This is a genomic window from Nocardia arthritidis (genome assembly GCF_011801145.1).
Classification (GTDB): domain Bacteria; phylum Actinomycetota; class Actinomycetes; order Mycobacteriales; family Mycobacteriaceae; genus Nocardia; species Nocardia arthritidis_A.
Map to the genome: position 1 here is coordinate 2,458,348 of NZ_CP046172.1, position 14,702 is coordinate 2,473,049.

Consider the following 14,702-nt stretch of genomic DNA (forward strand, 5'->3'; position numbering starts at 1 on the left):
GGGAGTCCAGATGAGATACGACGATCTATACCTCGCGTCGGTGGCCAGTTGGCTGCCACCGACGATGAGCGCGGCCGAGGCGATCCGGCTCGATCACTGCGAGCATCGAACACCCGAGGCGACCGGGGTCATCGCGGTAACGGTGGCGTCCGAGGCGGATTCGCCACCCGAGATGGCCGCCCGAGCCGCGCGGACCGCATTGGCCCGGGCTCGGTGCAAGCCGATCGACATCGACCTCGTATTGCACGCGAATGCCAATTTCCAGGGCCACGCCATGTGGTCGGCGGCGGCCTACGTGCAACGGTCGGCGGTCGGCAATCGGTGTCCGGCGATGGAGGTCCGGCAGAGTTCGAACGGCGGGATGGCGGCGCTGGCGCTGGCCGCGGCGTGGCTCGGCGCCGACCCGGACCGTTCGGCGGCGTTGGTGACCGGAGGGGACCGGTGGGACATGCCCGCGGTCGACCGCTGGCGCAGCGATCCGGGGACGGTATACGGCGACGGCGCCGCCGCCTTGGTGCTCTCCCGACGCGGCGGCTTCGCGCGCCTGCGCAGTCTGGCGCTGTCGTCCGATTCCGACCTGGAGGGCATGCATCGCGAAGGCAGCGCTTGGGGACCGGCATCGATGGACTACCGGCAGCCGACCGATTTGGGCGCGCACAAACGGTCCTTCTTCGCCGAGGTAGGTCTCGAGTACAGCGCCGACCGCGCCGACGACGGCAGGCAGGAAGCGCTGAAAACGGCGCTGGCCGAGGGCGAAACCGAACTCGGCGAAATCGACTGGTTCGTGCTACCGCATTTCGGGCGGAGGCGTCTGATGTCGAGCTATCTGCGACCGCTCGGCATCGATATCGAGCGGACGAACTGGCGCAGCGGCCGGGCGATCGGGCACCTCGGCGCGTGCGATCAGTTCGTCGGTCTGGAACATTTCGCGCAGACCGGCCGATTGCGGGCCGGTACGCGTGGGCTGGTTATGGGTGTCGGCAGCGGTTTCAGCTGGTCTTCTGCGGTGATCGAAATCCTGGAAGAGCCGCGCTGGCCGCGGTGAAGGCGGCAGGCGCCGCCAGATCGTCCCGGGTAACCGAGCGGTGTAGCACCCGAAACGCACCCGCCTCGCGCACCAGGCGGTCGGTGCAGACGCAGACCCGGTGGAGGCGGGAATCTCCGCCCAGTTTCGTGGCAAGCACCAGCGCGTAGCAGGTGACCCGCACCGAACCGTCCTGGTCCTGGTCCACGCTGATCATCCCGTGCCAGTGGCGGTGTACCTCGCCCGCCGCCGCGAGTTCGGCGATCGTTCGGCGCAGGCCTTCGGCCAGCGCGACCCTGCCGCGCACCGGCTGCGGCAGGGTCGGCGGTGCGAAGACGCCGTCTTCGGTGAATGTGGCCGCCCATTCCTCGGCCGCGCCGGAATCGAGCAGTTGGAAGTGCTGTGCGTAGAACTGCTGGACTTCGGCGTACAGCCGTTCGAACGCGATGCCGTTCACGTCGGTGGACACAGGATTCACCAATCTGCCGTTGGGTTTTCGCGGACGGGTGTGCGCGATGGTCGCCGACGACCGTGCCCGATGTCCTTCGCACGGTGGTCGAGTTCGGCCGGAAGAACCTGTGCGGTGGTCGTTTTCGACGGCCGTCGACCGCGGCTCCACCGGGCTTCGAAACAGCATCGGGACCTTGGAGCGGAGCTCGCCGCCCAACGACCGGAGGAATATGGTGTCCGATTCCGTAACGCAAGTCGTCGAAGAGGCCATGACGGCCCATGCCCCGGCGGAAGTTCTCTACGACTTGGTCCTTGATGTCGCCGCGTGGCCGCAATACCACCGTCCCGCGATACACGCCGAGGTCTCGGACCGCACCGACCGCGGTGACTTGGTGAACCAGTGGTCCATGGCCGGCGAACACGCCGTGCGCAACTGGCAGGTACGCCGCACCTTCGACCGGGCCGGCCTGCGAATCGAATTCGCGCACGAATCGTCCGCCTCGCCGATGTCCGGTGCACGCGGCGGATGGCGGTTCGAGCCGCTCGGGCCGGACTCGACGCGAGTGGTCATGTGGCACGAATTCGAGACGCCGGGGGCGTCGGCCGACACCGTCACTCGGCTGACCGCTACCACGCGCACGAACACCCTCGCTTACCTCGACACGCTGAAGGACACCGCGGAACGCGGGGCCGAGCTGGCGGAGCTGGTGGTGTCCTTCGAGGATCCGCTTTTCGTCGCGGGATCGGTCGAACACGCCTACGACTACCTCTACCGGGCGGACAAGTGGCCGGAACGTATTCCGCACGTCCGCAGCCTCGTGCTGACGGAGGAGATTCGGAATATCCAGTTCTTCGATATGGAGACCGTCGGACCCGACGGGAACACCCACACGACCCGCTCCGTCCGCATCTGCCTGCCGCCGAACAAGATCGTCTACAAGCAGCTGGCGGTTCCGCCGCTGCTGAGCGCGCACACCGGCCACTGGAAGTTCACCGGGACACCGGAAGGGATCATCGTCTCCGCCCGGCATACCGCGACGATCGAACCGAAGGCGCTGCACCTGCTCGGCCCCGGCACGACCGTGCGGGACGCCCGGCGGTTCCTGCGACGGGTGCTGGCGGCCAACAGCATGACAAATCTCCGGCTGGCCAAGGAGTTCGCCGAGGAGTTCGCCGATGCCTGAGCCGGCGTTCGAGCCGATATCCCATTCCTATCCCGAGGAACCGATCGATGGCCTGCTGCGCAGGTCCGCCCAGCGCAGCCCACATCGGACCGCGATACGGACCGAGCGCGGTGAGATCACCTTCGCCGAACTGGACGCGCAGGCGAGCCGGCTCGCCTGCGCGCTCACCGAACTGCTGGACGAGCCCGGTTCGGCGGTGGGGGTTCCCGTTGTCCTCGATCCGAGCTTCGCCATCGTGTTCAACGCGGTTTCGCGCAGCAACAACGTGATCGTCACGATCAACCCGTTACTCCGCGAGTCCGCGCTGGAGCATATGTTCGTCACGGCCGGGGTCAGTGCGGCCTTCGTGACGACGGCCCTTTACCAGCGCATCGAACCGATGCGTCACCGGCTGCCGCGACTGCGGGCACTGATCGTCCTGGACGGTCCGGCGCCCGATGGCACATCGGCGCTCGCGGACCTGTTGGACGGGCAGGCCCGTGTCGTCCCGCCGCTGCCGCAGGCGACAACGTCGGTGGCGTGCATCCAATTCACCAGCGGCACAACGGGTATGCCGAAGGCGGTATTGCTGTCGCACCGGAATCTGGTCGTGAACGCGGTTCAGGTGGCCGAGGCGCACGAGTTGACCGGCGACTCCGTGACATTCAACCATCTGCCCGCCTACCACCTGATGCACCTGAACTCCGCGATCTACGCGGGCGCCTGCCAGGTCCTGTGCCGCGATCCCGATCCCGTCGCATCGATCGACGCGGCCGTGGCCAACCGGGCCGGGAACTACTACGGTCTGCCGGTGCGGCTTGCCCGCCTCGCGGCGGATCCGCGTCTGTCAGGCCTGCACGCGGGTTCGCTGCGCGGTATCCATTCCGGTGGTTCGGCGCTGTCGGTCGACGTGGCCTCGGTGCTGTCCGCACAGTTCGGCATCCCGGTGATCCAGGGATACGGGCTGGCCGAGGCCGCTCCGCTGACCCACTGCGACCGTCTCGACGCACCGACACCGGGCTCGGTCGGGCCCCCGGTCCGCGATACCGAATGCCGGATCGTCCATATCGAAACCCGGGATCCGCTTCCCGCGGGCGCCAAAGGTGAGGTCCAGGTCCGCGGTCCGCAGGTGATGCTCGGCTACCTTCAGCCGGACGAGCCGTCGCCGATCGACGCGGACGGTTGGCTGTCCACCGGCGATGTCGGCTATCAGGACGCCAACGGCAGGCTCTTTCTCGTCGACCGGATCAAAGACGTCTTCAAATGCGACAACGAACTGGTTTCGCCCGCGGAGATAGAGCGGGTGCTCGCGGCGCATCCGGCGGTCCGCGACTGCGTTGTCGTCGACTACCCGCACCGGTTCAGCGGGGCGGTCGCCTATGCGTTCGTGGTCCCACACGACCCCGCCGCGGCGGACTTGGCCGAGATCACCAACTTCGTCAACGCCAAAGTGCCCTACTACCAATGCATTCATCACATGGAACTGGCTGAAGTGATCCCGCGCTCGCCGATCGGCAAGATCCAGCGCCGGGTGCTCCGGGACCGCTTACTCGCCCGAGGCCGGACCGAATAGTTGTTCCACTCGAGAAGGAGATCATCATGGTGACCCTCGTCAACACGCTGACGGTGACCGGCGACCCCGCGGAATTCGAGGCGGTCACGGAGAACCTGACGGCCTATATGCGCCAGCAACCCGGGTACCTGCGCTACCAGCTGCTGCGTTCGATCCGCCGGGCGAACGTCTACGTGGAGATCGCCCACTGGACCGATGCCGACTCCCATCGCCAGGCCGTCCAGAGCGCGGGCTTCCGCAGCCGCGTCGAGCCGCTGGGTGCGATCGCGACGGTGGATCCCGATATGTACGAGCTCGTGCGGGAGGGCGAAGCCGGCCAGGACTGATCCGCCGACGTGGCCGTGCGATTGCATCGGAGACAACATATGAGCATCACTTCCGGCGAACGGCCGGGTCCGCCGCGGATACTCGTTGTCGGTGCGGGGCCGGTCGGTCTCACACTGACGCACGAACTCGTACGCCACGGGCTGGACGTGCGGCTGATCGACGCCGCCTCCGGTCCCGCGACGACCAGCCGCGCGATCGCCACTCATCCCAGAAGTCTGGAGACCTACGACCAGATGGGCGTGGTGGACGCAATGCTGGCCCGCGGCCAGAAGATTCAGGCCTTCACGCTATTTCGCAAGGGTAAGCGGCTGGCCCGCCTCGGCGCCGACTACTCCACCATGCCGACTCGTTTCCCTTTCACCCTCGCCATCGACCAGGTCTCCGTCGAGACGGTGCTGCGCGAGGCGCTCCACTCCCGCGGCGTCACGGTCGAATGGGGTGTCCGGCTACAGGATTTCGAGCAGGACGACGCCGTCGTCCGAGCCGTGCTGGTGCACGCCGACGGTTCCGAGGAGCGGTTCACCACGCCGTGGCTGGTCGGATGCGACGGTGGCCACAGCAGGGTGCGCAAGCTCCTCGGTTTGCCGCTGATCGGTGAGAGCAGCGAGACCTGGCTGATCGCCGACGCGCAGGTGCGCACCGAGCTGCCGCGCGACAGCATCTATTGGATCGACACCGGCGAGCAGACCTTGATGATGGCGCCGATGCGCGAGCCCGGTCGGTGGCGGATGCTGGACACCGCCGAAGTGGGCGATGGCACCGATCCGGATGTGGTCGCCGCACGATTCAGCCGCAAGTTCAGCGCCGGGATCGGCCGCACCACTGTGGTGGAAACACCCACGTGGACATCGGTATTCACGTTCCAGCAGCGCATGATCGAACAGATGCGGCGGGGGCGCTGCTTCGTCGCGGGCGATGCCGCGCACGTGCACAGCCCGGCGTCTGGTCAGGGGTTGAACACCGGGGTCCAGGAGGCGGTCAACCTCGCATGGAAGATCGCCATGGTCGAGCAGGGATACTCCGGGGAGCGGCTGCTCGACAGCTACAGCGTGGAGCGGGTCCCCGTCGGCCGTGCGCTCCTGCATTCGACGAAACGCGCCACATTCCTGGTGCAGTTGAAGAACAGGCTCGCGAGCTCCGCGCTGCCGGTGGTGTTCGGCGTGGTGCGCACGGTGCGCCCGATTCGGCTCCGCCTGCAGCGGAGCATTCTCGGCGGCGTCTCCGGGCTCCGGTTGACCTACGCTGACAGCCCGTTGACGGTCCCCGCGCGGCGAAGCGGCGTGCGGCCCGCCCCCGGGGAGCGGCTCAGCCAGGTCGCGGCCGCAAACCCGGAGGACGCAGGCATCCGGGCGCTTGTCGAGGAGCTGCGCAGGGCCGGTTGGTCCCTGTTGGTCGCGGCGGGTTCGCCCGCCGTGACGGACCTGGTTTCCGAGGTCGAGGCACAGCACAAAGACTGGTTGTCGGTTCGCACGATCATCACGGACGACGCATCCGCGGCGGTGAATCCGATGGTCGATCCGTATCGACGGCTTCGTCGCGCGCTGCGGGCGCCCGATGGCGGCTGGCTGCTCGTCCGCCCCGACGGATACCTGTCCGCGCGCGGCGATGCGCTCGACCGCACGGTGCTGGCCGAAGCCTTTGCCCCCTTGCACCTTTCCCGGCCGGGCGCCGGGCGTTGACGGCGGAATTCGAGAGTCACCATGGAATTCGGATTGAAGGATCGGACCGTGCTGGTCACCGGGGCGACCGGTGGCATCGGACAGGCCGTTGCGCGGGCGTTCGCCGCGCAGGGGGCGCGGGTCGCGCTCACCTACCACGCCAACGCCGACGTCGCCGCACGACTGGCCGACGAATTGGGCGGCGCCGAAGGCCGCGCACTGGCCGTCCGGTACGCGCTGGAGGACCCGGACTCGATCGAGACGGCACTGGCCACCGTGACCGAGCACTGGGGCGGACTGGATGTGCTCGTGGCGAACGCGATCCGCTGGGGGGTGCGCCGCCCGGCGGACAAGTTGTTCGAAGACGTTCCGGCCGAGCAGTGGGAATCGTTTCTCCGGCAGAACCTTCCACCGACCCTGCGGACGGTGCAGCTGGCCGTGCCGGGTATGCGGACACGCGGCTGGGGCCGGATCGTCCTGGTGTCCTCGCACGTGGCCGTGGACGGGTACCGGGGGCAGGAGTTCTACGGCGCGGCGAAGGCGGGGTTGCACGGGTTCGCCAGGAGTCTGGCGTGGGACGTCGGACGCGACGGGGTGCTGGTGAATGTGGTCGCGCCAGGGCTCACCGCGACCGAACGGGTCCGCAACGGGCTCCCGGCGCAGATACGCGAGCAGGAGTCCGGGCGCACCCCCACCGGCAGGCTCAGCTCACCCGAGGACGTGGCGGCCGCCATCGTCTTCCTGGGGTCGGCGGCGAACGGCAACATCAGCGGTGAGCAGCTCACCGTCGCAGGCGGCAGGTGATGGCGTCGTTCCATCGGCGCTCCAACGGGAGTGGAACGGGACTGGCGAGAGTCGGTTCGGACGGGCCGACACCCGCCCGGCGCACGGCGTTCGGGACATATTCGATGACCGATCGGCAGGAATGAGGCATGCGATGACAGCGAACATCCAAGACACCCCGGCGGCGGTGGCCCGCTCGCTCGTCCGGTTGAACAACGGCTATGCCGAGGCGGCCGTGCTGCACAGCGCGGTCGAGCTCGGACTGTTCGAGCAGTTGGCTTCCGGACCGGCCGATATCGGGGAACTCATGGACCGGCTGCGGCTGCATCCGCGACTTGTGCGTGACTTCCTCGACGCCCTCGTGGGATTGGGTCTGTTGGAGAAGGACGAGGGCCGATACAGCAATAGCTCGCCGGTGACGCAGTTCCTGCTGCCGACCTCGCCCTTCTACCTGGGCGGGGTGATGACGCGCAGCAGCAGCCACCACTACCGGATGTGGGGGAGGCTGACCGAGGCGCTGCGCGACGGCCAACCGAAATCCGACGGGCTCGGCGGAAAGAACGCGTTCAAGGACAAGTACGCCGATACGGAAGTCACCCGGCAGTTCCTGGCGCATATGGATTCCTACAACGGGTACGCCGGCCCACAGATCGCGCAGCGCCTGGACTGGACTCGATTTCGATCCTTCGTCGATTGCGGCGGCGCACGAGGAAATCTCGCGGCGCAGCTCGTCACGGCCCATCCCCATTTGACCGCGGGCGTATTCGACCTCCCGGCATTGCGGCCGTACTTCGACGAGCACATGGCGCGGCTCGGGCTCGGTGACTCGGTGACCTTCCACGGCGGAGATTTCTTCGTCGACCCGCTGCCGCGGACGGATGTCCTGATTCTCGGCCACGTGCTGCACGACTGGCCCGAGGAGAACCGCCGGCTGCTGTTGAAGCGCGCGTGGGCGGCCGTAGCTCCCGGTGGCGCTGTGGTGATCTACGACCAGATGCTCGACGCCGATCGATCCGATCCGCACAAACTGCTGGCCAGCCTGAACGTCCGGCTGGTCCGGGAGGGCGGGTCCGAGTACACGGCGGCCGAATGCGCGGACTGGGCCGAGGCGGCCGGTTTCCAGGTCACCCAGGTGGTCGAGCTGGAAACGATCGGCCGGGACACCATGGTCGTCGCGGAGCGGCCCGCGGCCGAAGGCGCCGGAGCATGAACAACTCCGACGACGGTGCGCTCGGTCTGGCGGGCAAGGTCGCCGTGGTGACCGGCGGCAGCCGGGGTCTCGGGGCGGCGATCGCCCGCAAACTCTGCGCGTGCGGTTGCGACGTACTGCTCAATTACGCCAACGACGACGACGCGGCCGCACGGCTGGTGGCCGAACTCGACGAGTCGAAGGGCACCGCGTTCGCCGTCAAAGGCGATATCCGCCGGGCCGACGGCCTGGCCGGTGTGCTCGACGCGGTGCGCGGCAGGCACGGACGAGTGGACGTCTTCGTGCACAATGTCGCGACCTGGCAGCCGATGTCCGCGGTGGGCGCGGTGGCCGAGGACCTACACGCGGATATCGCCACCGCGGTGGATCCGCTCATCCGCGCTGCCGGGCCACTGGCCGGGCTGATGCCGGCGGGCGGCCGGATCATCGCGGTATCCAGCAACGGCGCCCGGTCGGTCATCCCCCGTTACGTCAGCCTGGGACTGGCGAAAGCGGCGTTGGAGGCGCTGGTCCGATACCTCGCCGTCGAACTGGCCGATCGCGGCATCGCGGTGAACGCGGTGTCGACGGCGAAAATCGACAAGGGCCCGGGGAGCGGCGATCCGGGAATGCTCGCGGCGCTGGCCGCTCGGACACCCGCCGGACGCCTGACCAGGCCGACGGACATCGCCGATGTCGTGGCGCTGCTGTGCACCGCCGAAGCCGCGTGGATCCACGGTCAGGTCATCACCGCCGACGGTGGGTTGAGTTTGCGGGCTTAGCCGCTGTCAGAGGGAACGAGAATGCACCAGACGGAGACCGACTTCTGTGTAGTAGGCGGCGGGCCCGCGGGACTCACCGCGGCGCTGCTCCTGCTGCGGTCCGGCGCCGGCGTCACGCTGCTGGAGCGCAGCCGCACCCTGGACCGGGAGTACCGCGGCGAGATCCTGCAACCCGGCGCGCTCGCCCTGCTCGATCAGCTGGGGGTGCTCGAAGGCGCGCGGGATCGGGGCGCATATGAGCTCACTCGATTTCAGCTCATCGAGCGGGGCAAACCCTCGCTGGACATCGACTATCGGGCGCTACCCGGCCCGTACAACTACCTGCTGAGCCTGCCGCAGCGGCATCTTCTGGCCGAACTGCTGCTGCGGTGCGAGAAGTACGAGCGATTCGAGAATCTGGCAGGGCACCGCGCGAACGGTCTCGTCATCGACGACGGCCGTATCCGCGGTGTGGTCACCAACGCCGATCACACCGTGCTCGCACACTGCGTGCTCGGCGCGGACGGCCGGTACTCGAAGGTTCGGCGGCTGGCCGGGATCGAGGAGCACAGACAGGATGTCTTCGATCTCGATGTGCTGTGGTTCAAGATTCCGGTGGGCGACCTTCCGGTGCCCCATGCGCGGATCTTCCGCGGTGACGGTAATCCGGTGCTGGCCTACAAGGCTTTTCCGGGCAACCTGCAGCTCGGTTGGACGCTTCCGCACGGACGCTACCGTGATATCGCCGCGCGTGGCATCGACCATGTGCGTACGGCGATCGCCGCGGTCGTACCCGGCTACGCCGACCTCGTCCGCGAGCACCTGAACGATCTGAGCGACCTCACCCTGCTCGACGTCTTCGCGGCGGAGGCCGACCGCTGGGTCGAGGACGGGCTGATGCTGATCGGCGACAGCGCGCACACCCACAGCCCATTGGGTGCGCAAGGCATCAATCTCGCCATTCAGGATGCCGTTGTGGCACATCCGATTCTGATCGACTCACTGCGTCGACGCGACTTCTCCGCGACCCTGCTCGATCGCTTCCCCCGGCGGCGCGGACCCGATATCGCGGCGGTCCGGCGCACACAGGTGATGCAGAGCAAGGGGATGCTCTCGTCGAGCCGGTTCGGCGCGTTCGTCCGGCCGAAGGCGATGAAGGTCATGCGTCGCACCCCCGTCTTCCGGAGGATCACCCGCGGCATCGCATTCGGGAATCCGTCGATTCGCGTGGCGACCGAACTTTTCCACACCGACCAGCGTTAGAAGGTACTCATCGTGCGCCTGATCGACATCTCGTCACCGGTCGATGCCTCGCTCTTCGAACCCGACCCGGTAGAGCACCGGATACTGACCCCCGCCGAAGGGGCACGGCATATGAGCGAGGAGATGCTGACCCACCTCGGGATCGAGTTCTCCCCGGATGAGCTGCCCGACCAGGAGTTCCTTTCCCTCGACACGCTGACCCTGACCACCCACACCGGAACCCATGTCGATGCCCCGTCGCACTACGGCACGCGAGCGTCCTACGGGGTGCCGCGCAATATCGACGAAATGCCGCTGGACTGGTTCTACCGCGCCGCCGTCGTCCTCGACCTGACCGACGCCGAGGTGGGCGCGGTGGGCGCGGACCGGATCGAGAAGGCACTGGTGCTCGCCGATTACACACCCGACCCGTTGGATATCGTGCTGCTGCACACAGGCGCGTCGCGGTGGGCGGGCACCCAGCGGTACTTCACCCACTTCACCGGGATCGACGACACCGCGGTGCACCTCCTACTGGATATGGGGGTACGGGTGATCGGAACCGACGCGTTCAGTCTGGACGCGCCGTTCGGCAATATGATCGAGCGCTACCGGGAAAGCGGGGACCGCTCGGTGTTGTGGCCCGCGCACTTCGTGGGCAGGGAACGGGAGTACTGCCAGATCGAACGGCTGGCCAATCTCGAACAGCTACCGCGACCGCACGGCTTCAGCGTCGCCTGTTTCCCGGTCAAGATCGCGGGCGCGGGTGCCGGTTGGGCGCGGGCGGTGGCGATCGTCGACGGCTGAATGCCCGGCCGCAAAAGTCCGCCGCGGCAACGGGTCTCGGCTCCGCCCGGTAGGCGGGGCCGAGACCCGTTGTGGGAATCGGCATCTGGGGATCAGACCCGCTGCCGCGCCAGGTGCTGGTTCACCAGGGTGATGAAGGCCCCCGGGGTCTGTACTTCGGTGAGTTCCTCCTCCGGCAGCGATACCCCGAATTCGCGGGATACGCAGTTGTTCGTTTCCAACAACGCGAGTGAGTCGTAGCCGAGGTCTACGAAATCGACATCGAGGATGTCGTCGGCATCGAGCCCGGTCGAATCGTCCTCGCCCGCGCACTGCCGGATGATGCGCCTGAGGTCGTCCAATGTGAATGTCCGCATGCTATTTGTTACCTAATCACTTGTAGGGGTAGGGGTTTCATGATGGTGACGCGGCCGGTCACGACGGTTTCTTGAGCACCATCGCCGAATTGAACCCACCCCAGCCGCGGGCCAGCACCAAGGCGGTGCGTACCGCGATACGGCGTGGTGCGTCCGTCACCAGATCCAATTCGTATTTCGCCGCGGGCTGCCCGATATTGATGCTCGGTGGAATCACTCCGTCCCGAATGGACAGCGCGGCCGTGGCCAGGTCGAGCGCGGCGCCGCCGGAATAGAGCCGTCCGGTCATGGTCTTCGGCGCCGTCACCGGGACCGCGTGCGGGCCGAAAATCTTCGCGAGCGCGAGCGCCTCGACCTGGTCCAGTTCCGGTACCCCGGCCGCGTCGGCGAACACCACGTCCACGTCGTCGGCTCCGAGCCCCGCATCGGCGAGCGCAAGCTCGGCGGCCCGGCGCAACCCCGGCTCCCGCTCGGAGGCGGGCGGCGGGTCGAAGGTCGAACCGTAACCCGCTATTTCGGCGTATCCTCCCGCACCGCGCGCACGAGCGCGGCCGGCGTCCTCGACCACCAGCATCGCCCCGCCTTCGCCCGGCACATATCCGCACGCCTCGGCACTGAACGGGAGGTATGCGCGCCGGGGGTCGGGGCTCGGGCTGAGTCGGCCGGTCGCCAATTGCGCCGCCCAGCCGTACGGGGAGAGCGAGCCGTCCACTCCGCCGGTGAGGACCAGTTTGGCGCCCTTGCGAACCGCTCTTCTGGCGTGAGCCACCGCGTCGATACCGCCGGCCTGGTCACCGACGAAGACGCTCATCGGGCCGCGTAGGTCGTGACGTATCGATATCTGTCCCGAATTGACCGCGTAGAACCATGCGAACGACATGTACGTGCTGACGTGACTCGGGCCCTGGCGCCACAGCTTCTCGAGTTCGCGTTGGCCGAACTCGAATCCGCCCGAGGCGGCCGAGGTCGTCACGGCCATCTCGAAGGGGGACAGGCCGCCGAGGTCCGCGCCGGAATCGGCGACGGCCCATTCGGCGGCGACAAGGGAGAGTTGGGTCATCCGATCGGTCTGGGCGATCAACCTGGTCGGCAGATGGTCGGCGACGGCGAATCCGGGAATCTCACCGGCCAGCCGCATCGGATACTGGTCGGGATCGAACCTGGTCAGCTTTCCGATGCCGTTGACGCCGCTCAACGTGGCTGTCCAGAACGCGTCGGTGCCCAGTCCGTTCGGCGCGGTAACGCCGATGCCAGTTACCAGTGCCGTCGGTGTCATGCGGTCGCCCTTTCCCCCGCGGTCAGTACCATCGCGCTCTGGAACCCGCCGAACCCACTGCCGACGGTGAGGATCGTGTTCAGGTCCTTCTCCCTCGCGACGAGCGGGACGTAGTCGAGGTCGAGCGCCGGATCGGCTTCGTTGAGATTCGCCGTCGGCGGCACAACGCCGTGGTAGCGGGCCAGTGCGCACGCGGCGATCTCGATCGAGCCCACCGCGCCGAGCGAATGCCCGATGATCGGCTTTATCGAGCTGATCGGCACGTGATAGGCGTGCGCACCGAGGCTGCGTTTGAACGCCGCGGTCTCGTGCACATCGTTCTGTTTGGTCGCGGTTCCGTGGGCGTTGACATAGTCGATCTGCTCCGCGTTTATCCGGGCCTCGGCCAATGCGGCGTCGATGGCCGAGGACATCTCCACGCCATCGGGCCGCAGCGCGGTCATGTGGTAGGCGTTGCTTCTGGAGGAGAAACCGGCGATCTCCGCGTAGATCCGGGCACCCCGCGCTCGCGCCCGTTCGAATTCCTCCAGCACGAAGATCGCCGCGCCCTCGCCGAGCACGAATCCGTTGCGGGTGCGGTCGAAGGGCCGTGCGGCGTGCGCGGGATCGTCGTTGTATGAGGAGGTCGCCTTGATCGCGTCGAAGCACGCGACGGTGACCGGGGAGATCGGCGCGTCGGTACCGCCGCTGATCATGATGTCCGCCGCGCCTTCGCGGATCAGCTCGACCGCATGTCCCACCGCGTCGAGTCCCGACGTGCAGCCATCCGACACCACGGTGACCGGCCCCTCGGCCGAGATATCGCGGGCGATCTCCGCCGCCATCGAGCTCGGTACGAAGAAGTCGTACAGGTGCGGAACCGCGTAATCGGCGTCGACCAACCAACGCCGACCGCCATTGCTGAGCACGACGTACTCGCCCTCGAGATTCATGGTGCAGCCGACCGCGGTGCCGACGCACACTCCGGTGCGCTCGGCGGGCATGGTGTCGCGGCCCAGCCCGCTGTCGATGATCGATCGCCTGGCACACACCAACGCGAACTGGGCGGCGCGGTCGAGGCGCCTGATTTCTTGTGGGGTGAGCCCCGCCGCCGCCGGGTCGAAGTCGCATTGGGCGGCGATCCTGGAACGGAACGCGCCCGGATCGAAGAAATCGATCTGCCGAGTCGCCGTTTCGGCGGAGCAGATGCGCTTCCAAAACTCGTCGATACCGTTTCCGCCCGGCGCCACGACCTCGATACCGGTGATGACCACTCGCCGGGAAGTCACCGCGGCCCGCTTTCACTCACTCGTCCGGCCATCGTCTGTCTCCCCTGTGGTTGATATCGGTGTTCCCGCTGCCCAGCGGTCACGAGCCATCAGCATCGGCCGGGAAATTCGCAAGCCGATCGAGTCACGGTCGATCGCCCGGACGCGACCGGCTGCTCCATTCCCGCTCGAGTGACACCGGAATTCGCCTTGGTCAACTCACCTGGCGTCGGTTCCGCCGGTGCGTTCTCTTCGTCGGCCGTTGAGTCGGTCCCGTTCCAGTAGGTGCTGATGGACAGAGAAGCGACTGCCCGAATAAGCAGCGCCGCCGTACCCGTCGCGGATTCGCCGCTCGCCGCGCGCACCAGCCCCATCGACCTGGCCGCCCTCCTCGGCCCGGCCCTGGAGCCGGCCGTACCGGTCGCGGTCTTCGGCGCGGGCGGCTTCCTCGGACGGAAGCTGGTCGCGGCGCTGCGGGCATCCGGGGTATCGACCGGATCCTTCTTCAAATCGACGCCGTTGCCCGCTGATGGGGCGTTTTTCGACGGCTCGGCCGGTCCCGGGGTCGTCTTCTGGGTGGCCACCACGATCAATCCCGGGTTGGCGGAGCGTCATCCGGAGCGGGTCGGCTCCGATCACGAAGCCTTCCGGCGGTTGTTGGCGCGGCTCCGGGAGGCGGACCGCCCGCCGGTCGTCGTCCTGGCCAGTTCGGGCGGGGCGGTCTACTCGCCGCGCACGGCTCCGCCCTATCGGGAGGATTCGCCGTTGGGCTCGGACGTCGCCTACGGACGCGCGAAGCTGGGGCTGGAGCGGGAGCTGTTGGCGAACCGCGACAAGGTTCGGCCG

15 protein-coding genes and 1 pseudogene are annotated in these 14,702 nt (G+C 67.6%); 11 read left to right on the forward strand and 5 right to left on the reverse strand.

The annotated features are described in order from the left end of the window. The first annotated feature begins 10 nt into the window (after positions 1 to 10). On the forward strand, positions 11 to 1,045 hold the full coding sequence (locus tag F5544_RS10835) for a ketoacyl-ACP synthase III family protein (protein WP_167473063.1): 1,035 nt from the start codon (positions 11 to 13) through the stop codon (positions 1,043 to 1,045). Here the strand turns inward: F5544_RS10835 and F5544_RS10840 are convergent. After that, positions 990 to 1,493, reverse strand: a complete 504-nt coding sequence (locus tag F5544_RS10840) for a nuclear transport factor 2 family protein (protein WP_203217529.1) — start codon at positions 1,491 to 1,493, stop codon at positions 990 to 992. The genes F5544_RS10835 and F5544_RS10840 overlap by 56 nt on opposite strands. Before the next feature lie 211 nt (positions 1,494 to 1,704). On the opposite strand from F5544_RS10840, the gene F5544_RS10845 reads away from it, so the two are divergent. The 9 genes from F5544_RS10845 (at position 1,705) to F5544_RS10885 (ending at position 10,977) form a co-directional block, all read left to right on the forward strand. Then, positions 1,705 to 2,658 (forward strand): aromatase/cyclase, encoded by a 954-nt coding sequence (locus F5544_RS10845; RefSeq protein ID WP_275107023.1) that lies wholly within the window; start codon positions 1,705 to 1,707, stop codon positions 2,656 to 2,658. After that, a complete protein-coding gene (locus F5544_RS10850; protein WP_167473066.1) occupies positions 2,651 to 4,210 on the forward strand; it encodes a class I adenylate-forming enzyme family protein in 1,560 nt (519 codons plus the stop codon). The genes F5544_RS10845 and F5544_RS10850 overlap by 8 nt, the downstream gene beginning before the upstream one ends. Positions 4,211 to 4,236: 26 nt before the next feature. Then, positions 4,237 to 4,536 (forward strand): antibiotic biosynthesis monooxygenase family protein, encoded by a 300-nt coding sequence (locus F5544_RS10855; protein ID WP_167473067.1) that lies wholly within the window; start codon positions 4,237 to 4,239, stop codon positions 4,534 to 4,536. Positions 4,537 to 4,575: 39 nt separating this feature from the next. Next, the gene (locus F5544_RS10860; protein ID WP_167473068.1) at positions 4,576 to 6,216 is read left to right on the forward strand and encodes an FAD-dependent monooxygenase; all 1,641 of its coding nucleotides are present in this window, start codon (positions 4,576 to 4,578) and stop codon (positions 6,214 to 6,216) included. 21 nt (positions 6,217 to 6,237) lie between these two features. Beyond that, on the forward strand, positions 6,238 to 6,999 hold the full coding sequence (locus F5544_RS10865) for an SDR family NAD(P)-dependent oxidoreductase (RefSeq protein WP_167473069.1): 762 nt from the start codon (positions 6,238 to 6,240) through the stop codon (positions 6,997 to 6,999). Positions 7,000 to 7,132: 133 nt separating this feature from the next. Further along, on the forward strand, positions 7,133 to 8,188 hold the full coding sequence (locus tag F5544_RS10870; protein ID WP_167473070.1) for a methyltransferase: 1,056 nt from the start codon (positions 7,133 to 7,135) through the stop codon (positions 8,186 to 8,188). Further along, positions 8,185 to 8,949 (forward strand): SDR family oxidoreductase, encoded by a 765-nt coding sequence (locus F5544_RS10875; protein WP_167473071.1) that lies wholly within the window; start codon positions 8,185 to 8,187, stop codon positions 8,947 to 8,949. Before F5544_RS10870 ends, F5544_RS10875 begins: the two co-directional genes overlap by 4 nt. A gap of 21 nt (positions 8,950 to 8,970) precedes the next feature. Then, positions 8,971 to 10,191, forward strand: coding sequence for an FAD-dependent monooxygenase (locus F5544_RS10880; protein WP_167473072.1), 1,221 nt, complete (start codon positions 8,971 to 8,973; stop codon positions 10,189 to 10,191). 12 nt (positions 10,192 to 10,203) lie between these two features. Beyond that, complete coding sequence (locus F5544_RS10885; RefSeq protein WP_167473073.1) at positions 10,204 to 10,977, forward strand: cyclase family protein; 774 nt, start codon at positions 10,204 to 10,206, stop codon at positions 10,975 to 10,977. Positions 10,978 to 11,069: 92 nt separating this feature from the next. Here F5544_RS10885 and F5544_RS10890 read toward each other — a convergent pair whose 3' ends face one another. The 4 genes from F5544_RS10890 to F5544_RS10905 all read right to left on the reverse strand — a co-directional run bounded on the left by F5544_RS10890 (position 11,070) and on the right by F5544_RS10905 (position 14,443). After that, a complete protein-coding gene (locus tag F5544_RS10890; protein ID WP_167473074.1) occupies positions 11,070 to 11,333 on the reverse strand; it encodes an acyl carrier protein in 264 nt (87 codons plus the stop codon). A 58-nt stretch (positions 11,334 to 11,391) separates the two neighbouring features. After that, positions 11,392 to 12,609 (reverse strand): ketosynthase chain-length factor, encoded by a 1,218-nt coding sequence (locus F5544_RS10895; RefSeq protein ID WP_167473075.1) that lies wholly within the window; start codon positions 12,607 to 12,609, stop codon positions 11,392 to 11,394. Continuing rightward, positions 12,606 to 13,877, reverse strand: a complete 1,272-nt coding sequence (locus F5544_RS10900; protein ID WP_167473076.1) for a beta-ketoacyl-[acyl-carrier-protein] synthase family protein — start codon at positions 13,875 to 13,877, stop codon at positions 12,606 to 12,608. The genes F5544_RS10895 and F5544_RS10900 overlap by 4 nt, the downstream gene beginning before the upstream one ends. Before the next feature lie 89 nt (positions 13,878 to 13,966). Beyond that, a complete protein-coding gene (locus F5544_RS10905) occupies positions 13,967 to 14,443 on the reverse strand; it encodes a hypothetical protein (protein ID WP_167471225.1) in 477 nt (158 codons plus the stop codon). Between F5544_RS10905 and F5544_RS47485 the strand changes: the two are divergent. Next, positions 14,328 to 14,684: pseudogene (locus F5544_RS47485) on the forward strand (hypothetical protein); the annotation flags it as partial. The gene F5544_RS10905 and the pseudogene F5544_RS47485 overlap by 116 nt on opposite strands. Between the last annotated feature and the right edge of the window lie 18 nt (positions 14,685 to 14,702).

Coding starts and splice junctions, on each gene's coding strand:
- F5544_RS10835 (WP_167473063.1), top strand. CDS start 11: ATGAGATACGACGATCTATACCTCGCGTCGGTGGCCAGTTGGCTGCCA.
- F5544_RS10845 (WP_275107023.1), top strand. CDS start 1,705: ATGGTGTCCGATTCCGTAACGCAAGTCGTCGAAGAGGCCATGACGGCC.
- F5544_RS10850 (WP_167473066.1), top strand. CDS start 2,651: ATGCCTGAGCCGGCGTTCGAGCCGATATCCCATTCCTATCCCGAGGAA.
- F5544_RS10855 (WP_167473067.1), top strand. CDS start 4,237: ATGGTGACCCTCGTCAACACGCTGACGGTGACCGGCGACCCCGCGGAA.
- F5544_RS10860 (WP_167473068.1), top strand. CDS start 4,576: ATGAGCATCACTTCCGGCGAACGGCCGGGTCCGCCGCGGATACTCGTT.
- F5544_RS10865 (WP_167473069.1), top strand. CDS start 6,238: ATGGAATTCGGATTGAAGGATCGGACCGTGCTGGTCACCGGGGCGACC.
- F5544_RS10870 (WP_167473070.1), top strand. CDS start 7,133: ATGACAGCGAACATCCAAGACACCCCGGCGGCGGTGGCCCGCTCGCTC.
- F5544_RS10875 (WP_167473071.1), top strand. CDS start 8,185: ATGAACAACTCCGACGACGGTGCGCTCGGTCTGGCGGGCAAGGTCGCC.
- F5544_RS10880 (WP_167473072.1), top strand. CDS start 8,971: ATGCACCAGACGGAGACCGACTTCTGTGTAGTAGGCGGCGGGCCCGCG.
- F5544_RS10890 (WP_167473074.1), bottom strand. CDS start 11,333: ATGCGGACATTCACATTGGACGACCTCAGGCGCATCATCCGGCAGTGC.
- F5544_RS10895 (WP_167473075.1), bottom strand. CDS start 12,609: ATGACACCGACGGCACTGGTAACTGGCATCGGCGTTACCGCGCCGAAC.